Raw genomic sequence first — 19,879 nt, 5'->3', positions numbered from 1 at the left:
GTTGGGGGTTTCTCCCTAAGGGCAGGTTGGGGGTTCCGATGGAACCCTCGACCTGCCCCTTGCGTTTACCGTGGAGGGACAGGGAGATCGCCCGCAGACGAACCGTTGAGGAGCGCCCATGGAAGCCGCCGCCGCGATCATCGCCGTGATCTGCGCGCTCGTCGTCGCCTTCGCGGTGATCGCCACGGTCAGGGCGGTACGGGCGGTGAAGCGCGGCGTGGACCGCACGGTCACCCAGGCGCGGCGCACCGTCGAGGACACCCGGCTGAAGGCGAGGCAGTTCACCGCGACCGGCCCGGCGGGCGAGGTCGCGCAGCTGCGCCTGTCGCTGCGGACGTCCATGCGCGCCACCCAGGAGGTGCTGCGGGCGGGCGCGACGGACGACTCCTCCCTGTCGGAGTCGCTCGCCCTCTTCGAACGGCTCAGCGCGCACGGCCACGAGCTGGACGAGGACCTGCGCAAGCTGGAGGCCGAGCCCGACCGCGACCGCGTCGCCTCCTCCCTGCCGGATCTGCGCGAGCGCACCGAGCGCATCACACACTCGGCCGACTCGCTGCGCTGGGCCGCCCAGGACCGCGCGCGGCGGTTCTCCGACGACGACCTGTCCCTGCTGAGCGAGCAGATCCGCATGGAGGCGGGCGCGCTGCGGCACTGGGAGGACGAGGCGGAGACGGGCGCGGACGTGGGCGTGGACGGTGGCGCGGAGGCGCGTACGCGGCAGCAGGGGCGTACGGCGTCGGCCGAGCGCTCCGGGGAACGGGGCACGGGCGGTGCCGATGGCGTGGACGGGGCGGATGCCGGGGCCGGCTCCGGGGCGGAGCGTCCGGCGCTCAGCGGGCGGAATGACCGCTGGCAGGCGGGGTACTCCTGGCAGAAGGCGAAGCGGCCGGAGAGCACGGCCTGACGGCTCCGGGCGGCCCGGCCCGGAGGGACCTGTCCGGGCGGGGGGGTCCTGTCCGGGCGGGCGGGTCCCGGCGGGCGCGGGCGACAGCGGCCACATGCCGCCCCGGCCGGAAACGGATCATGCCGGTCCGGCTCGCACTGCCGTCCACGCGGCCCGGAAGGTAATCTCCGGGGCATGTCCCGCCATGTCGCGATCATCACCGATTCCACGGCCTACCTGCCGCAGCAGGAGATGGAGCGGCACAGCATCACCGCCGTACCGCTGACGGTCGTCCTGGGCGACGAGGCGCTGGAGGAGGGCACCGAGATCTCGGCCCGCTCGGTCGCCCAGGCCCTGCAGAAGCGCAAACCCGTGACCACCTCCCGCCCGGGCCCCGACGTCTTCGCCGCGGCCTACCGCGCCGCCGCCGAGGCGGGCGCGCGCGAGGTGGTCTCGCTCCACCTGTCGGCCGAGCTCTCCGGCACCTACGACGCGGCCGTCCTCGCGGCGCGCGAGGCGCCCGTGCCGGTCCGCGTCGTCGACACGGGCATGGTCGCCATGGCCCTCGGCTTCTGCGCGCTGGCCGCCGCCGAGGCCGCGCGCACGGGCGGCAGCCTCGACGAGGTGGTCGCCGCGGCCGAGAAGCGCGCGCACGGCACGGCCGCCTACTTCTACGTCGACACCCTCGACTTCCTGCGGCGCGGCGGCCGCATCGGCGCCGCGCGGGCCCTGCTGGGCTCCGCGCTCGCCGTCAAGCCGCTGCTCCAGCTGGAGGGCGGCCGGATCGAGCCCCGGGAGAAGGTGCGCACCGCCTCGAAGGCCATCGCGCGCCTGGAGGAGATCGCTGTGGAACGGGCCGGCGCCGCGCCGGTCGACATCGCCGTCCACCACCTCGCGGCGCCCGAGCGCGCCGCGCTGCTGGCGGAACGCCTGCGGGAGCGGGTGCCGGGCCTGGTGGACCTGCATGTGAGCGAGGTGGGCGCGGTCATCGGCGCGCACACGGGCCCGGGGCTGCTGGGCGTGGTGGTCTCGGCGCGGTGAGTCGCCCGGGAGGGTGACCGGGTTTTCCACAACCACCCGGTTTTCCACCGGAATTCAGGCATCCGGACGGCGTCGCGGGAACGCGGCTACGGTCGCGTGCCATGACCACTCGATCACACACCGTCGCCGCGGGCGTCGACCGGCTCGCGGCGGACCTCGGCGCGCTGCGCGACCGTGTCCCGGCTCCCGCGGGCTCGCCGGGGTCGCCGGGACCCGCGGGAAACGCCCTGCCGGCGCCCGGACGTTGGCGGCTCGCCCTGACGGAGCGGCTGCCGGCGTGGGCGCAGGCGCGGTGCGGGATGGAGCGGAGGACGCTCGCGGCGCTCGCGGTCGTGCTGGTGGCGGCGGCGCTCCTCGCCGTCCACCACTTCCGGTCCGGGCTGCCGCACACCGTCCGGCCGCCCGAGCGCGAGGCCCCGGCCGCGGCGGGCCCGGAGGGTTCCCGGGCCGGCCCGGCCGGCCGGCTGGCCGCGGAGTCCGCCGGCGCCGCGCCCGACGGCCCGGCCGCTGCCCCGGCCTCCGCGCGGGAGGTGGTCGTGGACGTGGCGGGCAAGGTGCCGCGCCCGGGGGTGCGGCGGCTGCCGGCCGGTTCCCGGGTCGCCGACGCGCTGGAGGCGGCCGGGGGAGTACGGCCGGGCGCCGACACGACCGGCCTCAACCGCGCGCGGCCGCTCGTCGACGGCGAGCAGATCGTGGTGGGCGCTCCCGCCTCCGCCTCCGCCCCCACCTCCGGCGTCCCGGGTCCCGCCGGGCCCGGCCCCGCGCCCCCGGGCGGGTCGGGGACGGCGGGCGGCGCGGGCGTCCCCGGGAGTCCCCTGAGCCTGAACGCCGCGACGGCCGAGCAGCTCGACGGCCTCCCCGGTGTCGGCCCCGTCCTGGCCCGGCGCATCGTCGACTACCGCACCCGGCGCGGAGGTTTCCGCTCGGTGTCCGACCTGCGGCACGTCGACGGCATCGGAGCCCGCCGCTTCACGGACCTCGCACCCCTGGTGCGGCCATGACCCGGACGGAGGAGACCGGGAAGGCCGGCGGGCCGGAGCTGACGCGACGCCAGGAGGACCCGCTCGACCTGCGGTTGGCCGTGCCCGCGCTCGCCGCGTGGGCGGCGGCCGCCGCCGCCCTGACCGCGGACGGCCGGACCGTCGCCGTCAGTTGCGCGGTCGCCGTGCTCGCGGCCTGCGCGCTCCTGGCGGCCGGGCGCGGGGGCGTGGCGGTGGTGGCCGCGGCGGCGCTGCTGTGCGGCTCCGCCGGGGCGGCCGTGGGCGCGCTGACGGGCGCCGACACCCGCCGGGGCCCGGTGCCGGAGCTGGCGCGGCGCCACGCGCGGGCGACCGTCGACGTGACGCTCACCGGGGACCCCCGGCCCGTACGGGCACGGGCGGGCGGATCGGGCCGGGAGCGGCACGACGTGGTGGTGGAGGCCGAGGCGACCCGTGTCGTCGCCGGGGACCGTCCGGCCACCGCGGCCGTCGCCGTCCGGACGCCCGTGCTGCTGATCGCCCGTCAGTCCTGGTCCGGGCTGCTGCCGTCCACGCGCCTGCGGACCGAGGGGAGACTGGCACCGCCGTCCCGGGCCGGCGACCGTTTCGCCGCCGTCCTGCGCGTCGGGGCCGGCGAGGAGCGCCCCGTCGTCGTCGAGGGGCCCACCCTCCTCCAGCGGGGCGCGGCCCGGCTGCGGTCCGGCCTGCGGAAGGCGACCGACGGCCTCGCACCGGACCCGCGGGCCCTGCTGCCCGGCCTCGTCACCGGCGACACCTCGCGGGTGCCGCCCGACCTCGACGAGGCCTTCCGCGCCACGGGCCTGACGCACCTCCTCGCGGTGAGCGGCGGCAACTTCTCCGTGCTGCTCGCCCTGCTCGTCGGGCCCGCCCACCTGGCCGCGCGCTCCGAGCGGCGGGGGCTCGCGGGGCGGCTGGGCGTGCCCCTGCGGCTCACGGCACTGCTGGGCGGCGGGCTGGCCCTGGGGTTCGTGGTGGTGTGCCGCCCCGAGCCGAGCGTGCTGCGGGCCGCCGCGTGCGGCCTGATCACCCTGCTGGCCCTGGGCACCGGCCGGCGGCGCGCCCTGCTGCCCGCCCTGGCGGCGGCCGTGCTGCTCCTGGTGTTCTGGGACCCCTGGCTGGCCCGCAGCTACGGATTCCTGCTGTCCGTCCTGGCCACCGGGGCGCTGCTGACCATCGCGCCGCGCTGGAGCGCCGCCCTGCGCCGGCGCGGGGTGCCGCCCCGGATCGCGGAGGCCCTCGCGGCGGCAGCGGCCGCGCAGGCCGTGTGCGCCCCGGTGATCGTCGTGCTGGCGGCGCGGGTGAGCCTGGTGGCGGTGCCCTGCAACCTCCTCGCCGAGCCGGCGGTCGCCCCCGCCACCGTGCTGGGCTTCGCCGCCCTCGCCCTGGCGCCGGTGGCGATGCCGGTGGCCACGGCCCTGGCCTGGCCGGCCGGGGCGGCCGCCGCCTGGACGGCCTCGGTGGCCCGTACGGGGGCGGGGTTCCCGGGCGCGGAGGCCGACTGGCCGCCGGGCCTCGCGGGCGGACTGCTGCTGGCCGCGGTCACGGTCCTCGCCGTGCTCGCCGGCCGCCGTCTGGTGCGGAGCCCCTGGATCTGCGCGGGCTGCGCGCTGCTCCTGCTGCTGGCCGTCGTCCGCCCTGCGCCGCTGACGCGGGCGGTCACCGGGTGGCCGCCGCCGGATTGGCGCCTGGTGGCGTGCGACTTGGGGCAGGGGGACGCGCTGGCCCTCGCGGCCGGGCCCGGTGCCGCCGTGGTGGTCGACGCGGGGCCCGAACCGCGGGCGGTGGACCGCTGCCTGACGGAGCTGGGCGTCGAGCGGGTCCCGCTGCTCCTGCTCAGCCACTTCCACGCGGACCACGTCGACGGCCTGCCCGGGGTGCTGCGCGGCAGGGCGGTCGGGCTGATCAAGACGACACCGTTCGACAGGCCGGCCGAACGGGCGGCGTTCGTGCGCCGCGCGGCGCGGCGGGCGGGGGTGCCGGTGGCGGCGGCGGTGCCGGGGGAGCGGCGGCGGACGGGCGCCCTGGCCTGGGAGGTGCTGTGGCCGCCGCCCGCGGGCACGTCCGCCGTGGCGGAGGAGGGGCCCAACGACGCCAGCGTCGCCCTCCTCGTGCGCGCCGGGGGCCTGACGCTGCTCCTGCTGGGCGACCTCGAACCACCGGCCCAGCGGGAGCTGCGGCTGGGCCGCCCCGGTCTGCCGACCGTCGACGTCCTCAAGGTGGCCCACCACGGCTCCGCCCACCAGGACCCGGAGCTGCTGGACGCGGTCCGCCCCCGGCTCGCCGTGATCTCGGCCGGGGCCGGCAACCCCTACGGTCACCCCGCGGCCCGTACGCTCGCCGCGCTGCGGGACCGGGGCGCGGCGGTGCTGCGTACCGACACGGACGGCCCGGTCGCGGTGACGGGAGCCGGGCGGGCCGTGGTCCGAGGCCGGGGAGGAGGGAGACGCCGGGGTGGACGTACGACTTGGGGCCGATGCCGCGGCGGCCCGCCCTGCGGCATAAATGATCTATGGAAAACACTGTCGTCGACGCCTACCTCCGCCGCATCGGGGCCGCCCGCCCGGCCGCCCCCGACGCCGCCTCCCTGCGGGAGCTCCAGTTCCGCCACCTGGTCGCGGTGCCCTTCGAGAATCTGTCCGTCCACCGGGGAGAGGAGATCGTGCTGGAGGGCGCGGCACTGGTCGACAAGATCGTCGAGCAGGGGCGCGGGGGCTTCTGCTACGAGCTCAACGGCGCCTTCGCGGAGCTGCTGTCCTCGCTCGGCTACGGGGTGAGCCTGCTGGCGGCGCGGGTGGCGATGCCGGACGGGACGTTCGGCATCCCCTACGACCACATGGCCCTGCGGGTGGAGGCCGAGGGGGCGCCGGAGCCGTTCCTCGTGGACGTCGGCTTCGGACGCAACAGCCACCACCCGCTCGTCCTGACCGGGCGGGGCCCGCAGCAGGACGCGTCAGGTGTGTTCGAGATCGTGCCGGTGGAGGGAGCGGCGGAAGGAGAGGAGCTGGACGTCGCCAAGGACGGGGCGACGCAGTACCGCCTGGAGACGCGGCCCCGGGAGCTGCGGGACTTCACGAGCGGCTGCTGGTGGCACCGCACGTCGCCGGCGTCCCCGTTCACGCGGTCGCTGCTGTGCTCGCGGCTCACCGAGGACGGCGGCCGGGTGTCGATCAGCGGCCGGACGCTCGTCGAGACCGGCGCCGACGGGCGGACCGGGCGCCGGGAGCTGCCGGAGGGCGAGGTCGTGGCGGCCTACCGGACCCACTTCGGGTTCGCCCTGGACCGCGAGCCGCAGGTGCGGGAGGCCTGGGTGGCGGCCCCGGGGCGGTGATCCGCCCCGCGGGGCGCTCCGCCCCGCGGGGTCACTCCGCCTCGAGCCAGCCGTCGTACTCCTCGGCGAGCTCGCGCAGCGCGGCGACGTCCAGGGTGCCGTCGGGGTCCTCCAGGACCACCAGCCACTGGGCGTCCTCGGCGTCGTCCTCGCCGGCGAGGGCCTCGCGGACGATCTGGGGCTCCTCGTCCAGGCCGAAGCGCTGCCCGGCCTCGTCCGCCGCCTCCTCGGCGGCGTCGCGGTCGGGGAGCACCAGCAGGTGCCGTACGGAGTCGGAGGTGTCGGAGAAGGAGGAAACGCTGATCACCCGCTCATTGTGCGGTATGCCCCGGCGGCCGTGAGAGGGGGTGGGGCGGGGGAACGGGAGGCGTGTCAGCGGGGCGTGGGATGCTGGACGCGATGGCCAGGAAGACTGCAACCGACGACCCGCTCGCCTCCGTCACGCTCGCCGTGGGCCAGGAGGACCTCCTCCTCGACCGCGCCGTGCAGGAGGTGGTGGCGGCGGCCCGCGCGGCCGACGCCGACACCGACGTACGGGACCTCACGCCCGACGCCCTCCAGCCCGGCACGCTGGCCGAGTTGACGAGCCCCTCGCTGTTCGCCGAGCGGAAGGTCGTGATCGTCCGCAACGCCCAGGACCTGTCCGCGGACACGATCAAGGACGTCAAGGGCTATCTGGGCGCGCCCGCCGAGGAGATCACCCTGGTCCTGCTGCACGCGGGCGGCGCCAAGGGCAAGGGTCTGCTGGACGCGGCCCGCAAGGCCGGCGCCCGTGAGGTCGCCTGCCCGAAGATGACCAAGCCGGCCGACCGGCTGGCGTTCGTCCGGTCGGAGTTCCGCGCCACCGGCCGGTCCGCCACGCCGGAGGCCTGCCAGGCGCTGGTCGACGCCATCGGCAGCGATCTGCGCGAGCTGGCGAGCGCCTGCGCGCAGCTGGTCGCCGACATCGAGGGCGTCATCGACGAGGCCGTCGTCGCCCGCTACTACACGGGCCGCGCCGAGGCGTCGAGCTTCACCGTCGCCGACCGGGCGGTCGAGGGCCGGGCCGCCGAGGCCCTGGAGGCCCTGCGCTGGGCCATGTCCACCGGCGTCGCGCCCGTGCTCATCACCAGCGCCCTGGCCCAGGGCGTGCGCTCCATCGGCAAGCTGGCCTCCGCCCCGCGCGGCGCCCGGCCGGGTGATCTCGCCCGCGAGCTCGGCATGCCGCCGTGGAAGATCGACCGGGTGCGTCAGCAGATGCGCGGCTGGACGGCGGACGGCGTGGCCGCCGCGCTGACCGCCGTCGCGGAGGCGGACGCCGGGGTGAAGGGTGGCGGCGACGACCCGGAGTACGCCCTGGAGAAGGCCGTCGTCGCCGTGGCCAGGGCGGCCCGCGCCGGCCGTTCCTGAGGCAAGCCCGCCCGAGGCAAGCCCGCCCGAGGCAAGCCGAAGGCCCCGCCTCCTGCCCTGGGGAAGGGCGGAGGCGGGGCCTTCGGATCGTTCAGCGAGCCGTCGGGCTCATGCCGCACCCGCGTGGCGAACGACCGGGAGCGGCGGGGTGCCGGTCCGGAGCGGTAGAGGGGCCGCTTGATCCGTACCGGCGAGGGTCGGGGCTCACGCCCCGGAAAGGCTTCAGCCCTTCAGCGAGGCGACCTGCTTGGCCAGCGCCGACTTCTTGTTGGCGGCGGCGTTCTTGTGCAGGACACCCTTGCTGGCGGCCTTGTCCAGCTTCTTGCCGGCGAGGGCGACGGCGGCGACGGCCTTGACGGCGTCACCGGCGGCGATGGCCTCACGGGCCTGACGGACGGCGGTCTTGACCGAGGACTTGACGGCCTTGTTACGCAGGCGCGCCTTCTCGTTGGTCTTGATCCGCTTCATCTGGGACTTGATGTTCGCCACGAAAAGAGCCTTTTCAGGTTCGTTGGATTTCGATTGCGCGCCATGTACGTGTGAGAGGCACGACAGGCACAGTGGACCAGGCTACCAGTACGTCCTCGGGCGTCCCAAACCGGACCGCGGCCGCCGGTCATGGGACCATGGGGGAGTCGTATACCCGACTCCCGCCGAGACCAGCGTTCAAACGCCGAAGTCACCGAATGGATCCTGCGTGCCCGCGACCCCTACCAACGTGCCGGAGCCGAGCCGTACCGACCCGGCTCTGATCCGTAACTTCTGCATCATCGCGCACATCGACCATGGCAAGTCGACGCTCGCCGACCGGATGCTCCAGCTGACCGGCGTGGTCGACCAGCGGCAGATGCGCGCGCAGTACCTCGACCGGATGGACATCGAGCGCGAGCGCGGCATCACGATCAAGTCCCAGGCGGTCCGGCTGCCCTGGGCGCCCACCGAGGGCGAGGGTGAGGGCACGACCCACATCCTCAACATGATCGACACGCCGGGCCACGTGGACTTCACCTACGAGGTCTCGCGCTCGCTCGCCGCGTGCGAGGGCTGCATCCTCCTGGTGGACGCCGCCCAGGGCATCGAGGCCCAGACCCTCGCCAACCTCTACCTGGCGATGGAGAACGACCTCACGATCATCCCGGTCCTCAACAAGATCGACCTGCCGGCCGCCCAGCCGGACAAGTTCGCCGCCGAGCTGGCCAACCTCGTCGGCTGCGAGCCCGAGGACGTGCTGCGCGTCTCCGCCAAGAGCGGCGTCGGCGTCCCCGAGCTGCTGGACAAGGTCATCCGCGAGGTCCCGGCCCCGGTCGGCGTCAAGGACGCCCCGGCCCGCGCGATGATCTTCGACTCGGTCTACGACTCCTACCGCGGCGTGGTCACCTACGTCCGTGTCGTCGACGGCGAGCTCAAGAAGCGCGAGCGCATCAAGATGATGTCGACCGGCGCCACCCACGAGCTGCTGGAGATCGGCACCAACTCGCCCGAGATGCTGCCGGCCGACGGCCTCGGCGTCGGCGAGGTGGGCTACATCATCACCGGTGTGAAGGACGTCCGGCAGTCCAAGGTCGGTGACACGATCACCTCCCAGCAGGGCGGCGCCACCGAGGCCCTGGGCGGCTACAAGGACCCCAAGCCCATGGTCTTCTCGGGCCTGTACCCGCTGGACGGCTCGGACTACCCGGAGCTGCGCGAGGCCCTCGACAAGCTCCAGCTCAACGACGCCGCGCTCGTCTACGAGCCGGAGACCTCGGCCGCCCTCGGCTTCGGCTTCCGCGTCGGCTTCCTCGGCCTGCTCCACCTGGACGTGGTCCGCGAGCGGCTCGAGCGCGAGTTCGGCCTCGACCTCATCGCCACCGCGCCCAACGTGGTCTACAACGTGCGGATGGAGGACGGCGCCGAGCACGTCGTCACCAACCCGAGCGAGTTCCCCGAGGGCAAGATCGCCGAGGTGCACGAGCCGGTCGTCAAGGCGACCGTCCTCGCGCCCACCGAGTTCGTCGGCGCGATCATGGAGCTCTGCCAGTCCCGCCGCGGCACGATGCTGGGCATGGACTACCTCTCCGAGGACCGGGTCGAGCTGCGCTACACCCTGCCCCTCGCGGAGATCGTCTTCGACTTCTTCGACCAGCTGAAGTCCAAGACCCGCGGCTACGCCTCGCTCGACTACGAACCCACCGGCGAGCAGACCGCCGACCTGGTCAAGGTCGACATCCTGCTGCACGGCGACAAGGTCGACGCCTTCTCCGCCATCACCCACAAGGACAAGGCGTACGCCTACGGCGTGCGACTGGTCGCCAAGCTGCGCGAGCTCATCCCGCGACAGAACTTCGAGGTGCCGATCCAGGCCGCCATCGGCTCGCGGGTCATCGCCCGTGAGACGGTCCGCGCCATCCGCAAGGACGTCCTCGCCAAGTGCTACGGCGGTGACATCTCCCGTAAGCGGAAGCTGCTGGAGAAGCAGAAGGAAGGCAAGAAGCGCATGAAGATGGTCGGCAGCGTGGAGGTCCCCCAGGAGGCCTTCATCGCGGTGCTGTCCAGCGACGAGAGCGGCGAGAAGGGCAAGAAGTAGCGGCGGAGCGGTGACGCGGGAGGTGACACCGCCCGCGTACCGCCCGCCCGCCGCCCGGCGGTCGAGGAGTGCCCGTTCCCACGAGGGGACGGGCACTTTCGCGCTCCGGCGCACCACCCCGTTCACGAGGCTCTTACGCAAACGGCGCTTCGGCTCTACTCTGATCTCTGCTTGAAAGGTTACTCACGAGTCACCAGCAATGAAGCGGGCCCCGGAGGATGCCGTGACGGACAGCCAGAGCTTGATCGAGAACCGGCCGCCCTCCGTGGCGCACCTCCTTCTTGAGCGGGTCGGGTCGACACCCGACGCGGAGGCCTACCGTCACCCCGTGCCACCCGCCTCGGGCCAGGGGCCCGACGACTGGGCCTCGATCACCTGGCGTCAGGCCGCCGACCGGGTCTTCGCCGTCGCGGCGGGCCTGATCGACCTCGGGATACTCCCCCAGGAGCGGGTCGCCCTCGCCTCGTCCACCCGCCTGGAGTGGATCCTCGCGGACCTGGGCATCATGTGCTCCGGTGCCGCCACCACCCCCGTCTACCCCAGCACCAACGCCGACGAGACCGCCTTCATGCTCTCCGACGCCGGGTGCCGGGTCCTGATCGCCGAGGACGCCGCCCAGCTGGCCAAGGCCCGGCTGCGCCGCTCCGAGCTGCCCGGCCTCGCCCACGTCGTCGTCCTGGAGGCCGCCGACGCGGTGGCCGCCGAGGACGACCCCGAGGGCTGGGTGCTCTCCCTCGCCGAGCTGGAGAAGCGCGGCGCCGCCCTCCTGGAGCGCGAGCCCGGGGCCGTCCGCGAGCGCATCGACGCCCTGCGCCCCGAAGACCTCGCCACGCTCATCTACACCTCCGGCACCACCGGCCGCCCCAAGGGCGTCCGGCTGCGCCACGACGCCTGGTCCTACATGGGCCGCGCCATCGAGTCCACCGGGCTGATGCGCTCCGACGACGTGCAGTACCTGTGGCTGCCCCTCGCCCACGTCTTCGGCAAGGTCCTCACCGCCGGCGGCATCACCGTCGGCCATGTGACCGCCGTGGACGGGCGGGTCGACAAGCTCGTGGAGAACCTCAAGGTCGTCCGGCCCACCCTGATGGCCGCCGTGCCCCGCATCTTCGAGAAGGTCTACAACGGCGTCGCCGCCAAGGCCCGCGAGGCCGGGGGCGCCAAGTACAAGATCTTCCGCTGGGCCGCCGAGGTCGCCCGCGAGTACGCCAAGGTCTCCCAGGACAACTACCGCCGCACCGGCAACCGCACCGTGCCGTTCGCCCTGGCCGCCAAGCACCGCGCCGCCGACGCCCTCGTCTACGCCAAGATCCGCGACGCCTTCGGCGGCCGGCTGCGCGCCAGTGTCTCCGGCGCCTCCGCCCTCGCCCCCGACATCGGCTACTTCTTCTCCGGCGCCGGCATCCACATCCTGGAGGGCTACGGCCTCACCGAGACCAGCGCCGCCAACCTCGTCAACCCCGGCGAGGCCTACCGCACCGGCACCGTCGGCAAGCCCCTGCCCGGCACCGAGGTCCGCATCGCCGACGACGGCGAGATCCTGCTGCGCAGCCCCGGCGTCATGGAGGGCTACCACGGGCAGCCCGAGAAGACCGCCGAAGTCCTGGAGTCCGACGGCTGGTTCCACACCGGCGACATCGGCGAGCTCTCCCCGGACGGCTATCTGCGCATCACCGACCGCAAGAAGGACCTGATCAAGACCTCCGGCGGCAAGTACATCGCGCCCGCCGAGATCGAGGGCCGGTTCAAGGCCGTCTGCCCCTACGTCTCCAACGTCCTGGTGCACGGCGCCGACCGGAACTTCTGCACCGCCCTCATCGCCCTGGACGAACCCTCGATCCTCGCCTGGGCCGAGGACCACGGCATGGCGGGACGCCCGTACGCCGAGGTCGTCGCGGCCGCGGAGACCCAGGAGCTCATCGACGGCTACGTACGGCGGCTCAACGAGGGCCTCCAGCGCTGGCAGACGATCAAGAAGTTCCGGCTGCTGCCGCGCGACCTCGACGTCGAGCACGGCGAGCTCACCCCGAGCCTCAAGCTCAAGCGGCCCGTGGTCGAGCGCGAGTACAAGGACCTCATCGAGGAGATGTACGAGGGCTCGCGGGAGGCATGAGGGCCCGCACGGCACTCGTCGAACTGGCGTTTACGCACTCGTAGCGGGGCACTTGCGCAACTCGGCCAACCCCGGCCCGGTAGGTCTGCCAGTCTGTCGGTGGTGAATTCCGCACTATGCCGTAAGCGGTCAGGAGCACCACCGTGAGGACATCACCGAGCGGCGGCGGGGGCCAGGGCGACCAGGCCGTCGCCCGCGCGCCCGCCCGCCGGACCGACGCGGCCGCCGCGCCGCACCACACCGCGGGGCCGCGACCCGGCGCCCCGCCGGGCTGCCCCGGCGAGGGCCCGCCGACGGCCCGCACCAGCCTGCCCGCCGACGCCCGCGCGCCCTCCGCGGCGCGCCGGTTCGTCCGCAGCGTGCTGGCCGGCTGGAACGCCCACGACATGGTCACCGACGACGCCACGTTGCTGGTCAGCGAGCTGGTGACCAACGCCGTCGTGCACGCGGGCACCTCCGTCGACCTGGAGTGCCGGCTCGACCCCGCGCGCGGCGGCAACCTCGTCGTGGAGGTCACCGACCACCACCCGGCCCGCGAGTTCCGCGCCCGCCCCCGCCGCGCCGCCGGGCGCGACGGCGCCGCCGCGCACAGCGGCCGCGGCCTGCGGCTCGTCGCCGAACTGGCCGAGACCTGGGGCACCGCCTACCGGCGCACCGACAAGACCGTCTGGTTCCACCTCCCCACCTGCCCGGGCGACCCCGCGGCGGCCGGCGCCCGTGCCCCCGCCGGCATCCCCGAACAGGCCCTGCTGCGCGACCTGGACGTCGCCGAGGTCCTCGCCCCCGTCCCCGCCGCCCTCCCCGTCCCCCCGGTCGCCGTCCCGCCCGCCCGCCGCCTCGCCGAACGCGGCCACCACCGCGCCCTGTCCTTCCTCGCCGAGGCCTCCGAACTCCTCGCCGGGCAGTTCGACGAGGACATGGTCGCCTCCCTCGCCACCCAGCTCGCCGTCCCCCGCCTGGCCGACTGGAGCGCCGTATGGCTCGACGCCGACGGCGCCCCCGGCGCGATCCGCCCCGCCCCGCGCCTGTCCTGCGTCTGGCACGCCCGCGAACACCGCATCGAGCCCCTCCGCACCACCCTCCAGCGCACCCCGCCCGCCTTCCCCGCCGCCGGCAGCGCCGTCCCCTGGCCGTACGGGCCCGACAGCGGCACGGCCCTGGCCTGCCGGCTGGTCGCGGGCGGCCGCGGCCTCGGCACCCTCCTGCTCGGCCGCGGCGGCACGTCCGCCCTGGCCGGCGACGTCACCGCCCTCGCCGAGGACTTCGCCCGCCGCGTCGCCCTCGCCCTCGCCTCGGCCCGCCGGTACACCCGCCAGGCCACCATCAGCCACATCCTCCAGCGCGGACTGCTGCCCCGCGGCATCAAGGCGATCCCCGGCGTCGACCACGCCGTCGTCTACGAACCCCGCGGCGACGCCTCCGCCGGCGGCGACTTCTACGACGTCTTCGCGGCCGGCGGCGGCCGCTGGTGCTTCGCCCTCGGCGACGTCTGCGGCAGCGGCCCCGAGGCCGCCGTCACCACCGGCCTCGTCCGCCCCTGGCTGCGGGCCCTGGCCAAGGAGGGATACGGCGTCGCCGACGTCCTCGACCGGCTCAACCGGATGCTCGGCGAGGAGGCGGCCGAGGCGGAGGCCGGCACGGGCCCCCGCTTCCTGTCCCTGCTCCACGGCGAGCTCGTGCCCGCCGGCTCCGGCGGCGTGCGCTGCACGCTCGCCAGCGCCGGGCACCCGCTGCCGCTGCTGCTCGGCCCCGACGGCTCGGTACGGCCTGTGGCGGCGCCCCAGATGCTGCTCGGCGTTGTCGAGGAGGTCGGCTACGGCAGCGAGACCTTCGACCTGGCGGCGGGGGAGACCCTGCTGTGCGTCACCGACGGGGTCACCGAGCGCAAGTCCGGAAGCCGCCTGTTCGACGACGGCGACGGCCTCGCCGCCGTCCTCGCGGAGTGCGCCGGCCTGAGCGCCGAGGGCGTCGCCGCCCGGATCCGCCGGGTCGTCCACGACTTCGCCCCCGACCCGCCCGACGACGACCTGGCCCTGCTGGTGCTCCGGGCCGAGTGAGCCGCGCCACCCCGCGGGGCGGCAGGCAATCCCGCGCGTGCGGGACAATAGGACGCATGCCCTCCGTACTGCCCGACGGCGAACCCGTGCCCGACGACGGGACGCTGCCCCGTCACGCCCTCGCCGGCTCCGGGCAGCGGCCCCTCGGCTTCTACCTCCACGTGCCCTACTGCGCCACCCGCTGCGGCTACTGCGACTTCAACACCTACACCGCGAGTGAGCTGCGCGGCTCCGGTGGCGCCCTCGCCTCCCGCGACAACTACGCCGAGACCGTCGCCGAGGAGATCCGGCTGGCCCGCAAGGTGCTCGGCGAAGACCCCCGACCGGTGGAGACGGTCTTCGTCGGCGGCGGCACGCCCACCCTGCTGCCGGCCGCCGACCTGGGCCGGATGCTCGCCGCCATCCGCGACGAGTTCGGGCTCGCCGAGGGCGCCGAGGTCACCACGGAGGCCAACCCCGAGTCCGTCGACCCGCGCTACCTGGAGGAACTGCGGGCCGCCGGCTTCAACCGGGTCTCCTTCGGCATGCAGAGCGCCCGGCAGCACGTCCTCAAGATCCTCGACCGCACCCACACCCCCGGCCGCCCCGAGGCCTGTGTGGCCGAGGCCCGCGCGGCCGGCTTCGAGCACGTCAACCTCGACCTGATCTACGGCACCCCCGGCGAGAGCGACGACGACTGGCGGGCCTCCCTGGACGCCGTCCTCGGCGCCGGCCCCGACCACGTCTCGGCGTACGCCCTGATCGTCGAGGAGGGCACGCAGCTCGCCCGGCGCATCCGGCGCGGCGAGGTCCCGATGACGGACGACGACGTCCACGCCGACCGCTACCTGATCGCCGAGGAGATGCTCTCGGGGGCGGGCTTCTCCTGGTACGAAGTCTCGAACTGGGCCACGAACGACGCCGCCCGCTGCCGCCACAACGAGCTCTACTGGCGCGGCGCCGACTGGTGGGGCGCGGGCCCCGGGGCGCACTCCCATGTGGGGGGCGTGCGCTGGTGGAACGTCAAGCACCCGGGCGCGTACGCGCAGGCGCTGGCCGAGGGGCGCTCCCCGGGCGCCGGTCGCGAGCTCTTGTCGGACGAGGACCGGCGGGTGGAACGGATCCTGCTGGAGCTGCGGCTGGAGGAGGGGTGCCCGCTGGCGTTGCTGCGGCCGGCGGGTCGCGCGGCGGCGGACCGGGCGCTGGCGGACGGGCTGCTGCGGGCCGAGGCGTACGAGGCGGGGAGTGCGGCGCTGACGCTGCGGGGGCGGCTGCTGGCCGATGCCGTGGTGCGGGACCTGGTGGACTGATCGGGGGCTCCGCCCCCGGACCCCCGCTCCTCAAACGCCGGAGGGGCTGATTTCCGTCACGAAGTCGATCAGCTCCTCCACGCGCCCCAGCAGCGCCGGCTCCAGGTCCTTGTACGACCGCACGGAGCCCAGGATCCGCTGCCACGCGGCGCCCGTGTTCTGCGGCCACCCCAGGGCCCGGCACACGCCCGTCTTCCAGTCCTCGCCGTGCGGCACCCGGGGCCACTGGCCGATGCCCACCGACGACGGCTTCACGGCCTCCCACACGTCCACGTACGGGTGGCCGACGACCAGGACGTGTTCGCTCGTCACGGACGCCGCGATGCGGGACTCCTTCGAGCCCGGGACCAGGTGGTCGACCAGGACGCCCAGGCGTGCGTCGGGGGCGGGGCCGAAGGCGCGGACGATCTCGGGGAGGTCGTCGACGCCCTCCAGGTACTCCACGACCACGCCCTCGATCCGCAGGTCGTCGCCCCAGACCCGTTCCACGAGCTCCGCGTCGTGGCGCCCCTCGACGTAGATGCGCCCGGCGCGCGCCACCCGCGCGCGGGCGCCCGGTACGGCGATCGAGCCGGAGGCCGTGCGCTGCGGCCCGCGCGCGGCGGGGGCCGAGGGGCGTACGAGGGTCACCACGCGCCCCTCCAGGAGGAACCCCCGGGGGTCCATCGGGAACACCCGGTGCTTCCCGAAGCGGTCCTCCAGCGTCACCGTCGGCCCCTGCGCCGACTTCTCACAGCGGATCACCGCCCCGCAGAACCCGGTGGTCACCTCCTCCACCACGAGATCCACCTCGGCCGGCACCTCCGGAACGGGCGCGCTCCGCTTCCACGGAGGGGTCAGGTCCGGTCCGTACTCTCTGCTGCGCATGCGCGCCATTGTGGATCACGACACGCCGAAGCGGTCCCGTAGCGCGTCGCGCTGGCGCCGTACGAACCCCGCGTCCACCACCGCCCCGTGCCCCGGCACGTACACCGCGTCCTCGCCGCCCAGCTCCAGCAGCCGGTCCAGCGCCGCCGGCCAGGCGTGCGGCAGCGCGTCCGGCCCGGCCTGCGGCTCGCCGGACTCCTCGACCACGTCGCCGCAGAAGACGATCTCGGGCTCCCCCGGTCCGCCCGGCACGAGGACGGCCAGGTCGTACGCCGTGTGCGCCGGGCCCACGTTCGCGAGCAGCACCCGCCGCCCGCCGCCCAGGTCGACCGTGACCTCCCCCGAGACGGCGTGCCGGGGCGGGACGAGCAGCTCCACCGCCTCGGCGGCGGCCTCGCGCGGCACCCCGTAGCGCAGCGCGTCCCGCCGCAGCTCCTCGCGCTCGCGCTCGGTGGCCATCCGCTCGGCGAGTCCCACCGCCCCGTAGACCTCCACGCCGGAGAACGCGGCCGTGCCCAGGACGTGGTCGAAGTGGGGATGGGTGAGTGCGATGTGCGTCACGGACCGGCCGAAGAGCCGCTGCACCTCGCGCCGGATCTCCGTGCCCTCGCGCAGCGACGAGCCGGTGTCCACGACCAGGACGCCGTCCGGCCCCGCGATCGCCCCCGTGGTGGCGTCCCAGCCCGGCAACCTGCGGCGTACGACGCCCGGAGCGAGCCGTTCCCAGTGCGCCGCGACGGCGCCGGAATCCCCGTGGTTCTCCATACCGCGACGCTAGCGGGCGGGCGTCGCGGCCGCCCGCCCGGACGCACGGCGGGGGCGCGTGGCGGGGGCCGCCCTTGCCCTGGCCGTGGTGCCCGGCCGTACACTGGCTTGAGGGTTCTGGCACTCGTGACCTTTGAGTGCCAAGGGCGGGGGTCGAACCGGACCCCCGCGCGTGCGACCCTCGTACGGGTCGTGCGACCCGTACGACCTGAACGACCCGTGACGACGGCCGACGGACCGGACCGACTGGAGGTGCGCGCGATGCTGAGCGAACGCAGGCTCGAAGTGCTGCGCGCCATCGTCCAGGACTACGTGGGCACCGAGGAGCCCGTCGGCTCCAAGGCCCTCACCGAGCGGCACCGGCTGGGAGTCTCCCCGGCCACGGTCCGCAACGACATGGCCGCGCTGGAGGACGAGGGTTTCATCGCCCAGCCCCACACCAGCGCTGGCCGGATCCCGACCGACAAGGGCTACCGCCTCTTCGTCGACAAGCTGGCGGCCGTCAAGCCGCTGTCGTCGCCGGAGCGCCGGGCCATCCAGAACTTCCTGGACGGCGCCGTCGACCTGGACGACGTGGTGGCCCGCACGGTGCGGCTGCTGGCGCAGCTGACCCGGCAGGTCGCGGTGGTGCAGTACCCCTCGCTGAGCCGTTCGACCGTGCGGCACGTGGAGCTGCTCGCGCTCGCCCCGGCCCGGGTCATGCTCGTGCTGATCACGGACACCGGGCGGGTCGAGCAGCGCATGGTCGACTGCCCGGCGCCGGTCGGCGAGACCTCCCTGGCAGACCTGCGCGCGCGGCTGAACAGCCGGGTCGTGGGACGCCGGTTCACGGACGTGCCGAGGCTGGTCATGGACCTCCCGGAGTCCTTCGAACCGGAAGATCGCGGAACCGTTTCTACGGTTCTCGCCACCCTGCTGGAGACCCTGGTCGAGGAGACCGAGGAACGGCTGATGATCGGCGGCACCGCCAATCTCACTCGTTTCGGTCATGACTTCCCGCTGACGATCCGGCCCGTGCTGGAGGCGTTGGAGGAGCAGGTCGTGCTGCTCAAGCTGCTCGGCGAGGCCAAGGACTCGGGGATGACCGTACGCATCGGTCACGAGAACGAGCACGAGGGTCTGAACTCCACATCGGTCGTCGCCGTCGGCTACGGTTCGGGCGACGAGGCCGTCGCCAAACTCGGCGTGGTCGGACCGACCCGCATGGACTACCCCGGAACGATGGGAGCGGTACGCGCAGTGGCACGTTACGTCGGACAGATCCTGGCGGAGTCGTAAGTGGCCACGGATTACTACGCGATCCTGGGCGTCCGGCGCGATGCCTCGCAGGATGAGATCAAGAAGGCCTTCCGCCGTCTCGCGCGCGAGCTGCACCCGGACGTCAACCCGGACCCGAAGACGCAGGAACGCTTCAAGGAGATCAACGCCGCCTACGAGGTGCTCTCCGACCCGCAGAAGAAGCAGGTCTACGACCTCGGTGGTGACCCGTTGTCCTCCTCGGGCGGCGCCGGCGCCGGTGCCGGCGGCTTCGGCGCGGGCTTCGGCAACTTCTCCGACATCATGGACGCGTTCTTCGGCCAGGCCTCGCAGCGCGGTCCGCGCTCGCGTACGCGCCGCGGCCAGGACGCCATGATCCGGCTCGAGGTCAGCCTGGCGGAGTCCGCCTTCGGCACCACCAAGGACATCCAGGTCGACACCGCCGTCGTCTGCACCACGTGCAGCGGCGAGGGCGCGGCCCCGGGCACGTCCGCGCAGACCTGTGACATGTGCCGCGGCCGGGGCGAGGTCTCCCAGGTCACCCGGTCCTTCCTGGGCCAGGTCATGACCTCCCGCCCGTGCCCGCAGTGCCAGGGCTTCGGCACGGTCGTGCCGACCCCGTGCCCGGAGTGCGCCGGCGACGGCCGCGTCCGGTCGCGGCGGAACCTCACCGTCAAGATCCCCGCCGGTGTCGACAACGGCACCCGCATCCAGCTCGCGGGCGAGGGCGAGGTCGGCCCCGGCGGCGGCCCGGCCGGTGACCTCTACGTGGAGATCCACGAGACCCCGCACCCGGTCTTCCAGCGCCGCGGCGACGACCTCCACTGCACGGTCACCATCCCGATGACGGCGGCCGCGCTCGGCACGAAGGTGCCGCTGGAGACGCTGGACGGTGTCGAGGAGATCGACATCCGCCCGGGCACTCAGTCCGGCCAGTCGATCCCGCTGCACCAGCGCGGCGTCACCCACCTGCGCGGCGGCGGCCGCGGTGACCTCATCGTGCACGTCGAGGTCACCACGCCCAGCAAGCTGGACGCCCAGCAGGAGGAACTGCTGCGGCAGCTGGCCAAGATGCGCAACGAGGAACGCCCGATGGGCGAGTTCAAGCCGGGGCAGCAGGGGCTGTTCTCGCGCTTGAAGGACGCGTTCAACGGGCGGTAGGCGCCCGGCCGGGGGTCCGGGGGTTCGTCCCCCGGGCGAGCACGGTAAGCCGGGGCAGCAGGGGCTGTTCTCGCGGCTGAAGGACGCGTTCAACGGGCGGTAGCCCGTACCTCTTCCGACGACCGGGCCGCCCATCGGGCGGCCCGGTCGGTTTGTGACACG

At 74.4% G+C, this 19,879-nt stretch carries 15 protein-coding genes and 1 pseudogene; 12 read left to right on the top strand and 4 right to left on the bottom strand.

Features of this window, described 5'->3' with window-relative positions; translation table 11 throughout:
* Positions 1 to 118 precede the first annotated feature (118 nt).
* From AC07BS_RS09500 to AC07BS_RS09480, 5 genes and pseudogenes are all read left to right on the top strand, one after another.
* The gene (locus AC07BS_RS09500; RefSeq protein WP_478641553.1) at positions 119 to 904 is read left to right on the top strand and encodes a hypothetical protein; all 786 of its coding nucleotides are present in this window, start codon (positions 119 to 121) and stop codon (positions 902 to 904) included.
* Positions 905 to 1,078: 174 nt separating this feature from the next.
* Entirely contained in the window at positions 1,079 to 1,924 is an 846-nt protein-coding gene (locus AC07BS_RS09495) for a DegV family protein (protein WP_478641551.1), read from the top strand.
* 101 nt (positions 1,925 to 2,025) lie between these two features.
* Positions 2,026 to 2,925 (top strand): ComEA family DNA-binding protein, encoded by a 900-nt coding sequence (locus AC07BS_RS09490; protein ID WP_478931213.1) that lies wholly within the window; start codon positions 2,026 to 2,028, stop codon positions 2,923 to 2,925.
* Positions 2,922 to 5,354: pseudogene (locus AC07BS_RS09485) on the top strand (ComEC/Rec2 family competence protein); the annotation flags it as partial. The gene AC07BS_RS09490 and the pseudogene AC07BS_RS09485, both read left to right, overlap by 4 nt.
* Positions 5,355 to 5,434: 80 nt before the next feature.
* Complete coding sequence (locus AC07BS_RS09480) at positions 5,435 to 6,253, top strand: arylamine N-acetyltransferase family protein (protein ID WP_478931211.1); 819 nt, start codon at positions 5,435 to 5,437, stop codon at positions 6,251 to 6,253.
* Positions 6,254 to 6,284: 31 nt separating this feature from the next.
* On the opposite strand, the gene AC07BS_RS09475 is transcribed toward AC07BS_RS09480, so the two are convergent.
* Positions 6,285 to 6,560, bottom strand: coding sequence for a hypothetical protein (locus AC07BS_RS09475; protein ID WP_478641547.1), 276 nt, complete (start codon positions 6,558 to 6,560; stop codon positions 6,285 to 6,287).
* Between the two features lie 92 nt (positions 6,561 to 6,652).
* On the opposite strand from AC07BS_RS09475, the gene holA reads away from it, so the two are divergent.
* A complete protein-coding gene (gene holA / locus AC07BS_RS09470) occupies positions 6,653 to 7,642 on the top strand; it encodes a DNA polymerase III subunit delta (RefSeq protein ID WP_478641545.1) in 990 nt (329 codons plus the stop codon).
* A 222-nt stretch (positions 7,643 to 7,864) separates the two neighbouring features.
* Here holA and rpsT read toward each other — a convergent pair whose 3' ends face one another.
* On the bottom strand, positions 7,865 to 8,131 hold the full coding sequence (gene rpsT / locus AC07BS_RS09465) for a 30S ribosomal protein S20 (protein ID WP_478641543.1): 267 nt from the start codon (positions 8,129 to 8,131) through the stop codon (positions 7,865 to 7,867).
* Between the two features lie 208 nt (positions 8,132 to 8,339).
* On the opposite strand from rpsT, the gene lepA reads away from it, so the two are divergent.
* The 4 genes from lepA to hemW all read left to right on the top strand — a co-directional run bounded on the left by lepA (position 8,340) and on the right by hemW (position 15,667).
* Complete coding sequence (gene lepA / locus AC07BS_RS09460; RefSeq protein WP_478641542.1) at positions 8,340 to 10,208, top strand: translation elongation factor 4; 1,869 nt, start codon at positions 8,340 to 8,342, stop codon at positions 10,206 to 10,208.
* A gap of 199 nt (positions 10,209 to 10,407) precedes the next feature.
* Positions 10,408 to 12,321, top strand: coding sequence for an AMP-dependent synthetase/ligase (locus AC07BS_RS09455; RefSeq protein ID WP_478931207.1), 1,914 nt, complete (start codon positions 10,408 to 10,410; stop codon positions 12,319 to 12,321).
* A 143-nt stretch (positions 12,322 to 12,464) separates the two neighbouring features.
* Positions 12,465 to 14,378 carry a SpoIIE family protein phosphatase gene (locus AC07BS_RS09450; RefSeq protein WP_478931205.1) on the top strand — a complete coding sequence of 638 codons (1,914 nt, stop codon included), beginning with the start codon at positions 12,465 to 12,467 and terminating at the stop codon, positions 14,376 to 14,378.
* Positions 14,379 to 14,434: 56 nt separating this feature from the next.
* The gene (gene hemW, locus AC07BS_RS09445; protein WP_478931203.1) at positions 14,435 to 15,667 is read left to right on the top strand and encodes a radical SAM family heme chaperone HemW; all 1,233 of its coding nucleotides are present in this window, start codon (positions 14,435 to 14,437) and stop codon (positions 15,665 to 15,667) included.
* 30 nt (positions 15,668 to 15,697) lie between these two features.
* Here the strand turns inward: hemW and AC07BS_RS09440 are convergent, their stop codons facing one another.
* Both AC07BS_RS09440 and AC07BS_RS09435 read right to left on the bottom strand, forming a co-directional pair.
* On the bottom strand, positions 15,698 to 16,534 hold the full coding sequence (locus AC07BS_RS09440) for a DUF3097 domain-containing protein (RefSeq protein ID WP_478641538.1): 837 nt from the start codon (positions 16,532 to 16,534) through the stop codon (positions 15,698 to 15,700).
* A gap of 15 nt (positions 16,535 to 16,549) precedes the next feature.
* Positions 16,550 to 17,299, bottom strand: a complete 750-nt coding sequence (locus AC07BS_RS09435) for an MBL fold metallo-hydrolase (protein WP_478931201.1) — start codon at positions 17,297 to 17,299, stop codon at positions 16,550 to 16,552.
* Positions 17,300 to 17,560: 261 nt separating this feature from the next.
* Between AC07BS_RS09435 and hrcA the strand changes: the two genes are divergently transcribed.
* Together hrcA and dnaJ are read left to right on the top strand one after the other, a co-directional pair.
* The gene (gene hrcA, locus AC07BS_RS09430; protein WP_478642114.1) at positions 17,561 to 18,577 is read left to right on the top strand and encodes a heat-inducible transcriptional repressor HrcA; all 1,017 of its coding nucleotides are present in this window, start codon (positions 17,561 to 17,563) and stop codon (positions 18,575 to 18,577) included.
* A complete protein-coding gene (dnaJ, locus tag AC07BS_RS09425) occupies positions 18,578 to 19,717 on the top strand; it encodes a molecular chaperone DnaJ (protein WP_478641535.1) in 1,140 nt (379 codons plus the stop codon).
* The last annotated feature ends 162 nt before the right edge of the window (positions 19,718 to 19,879 follow it).

It is taken from the genome of Streptomyces sp. NPDC044063, assembly GCF_056434285.1.
This window is presented reverse-complemented; position numbering and strand designations above follow the sequence as displayed.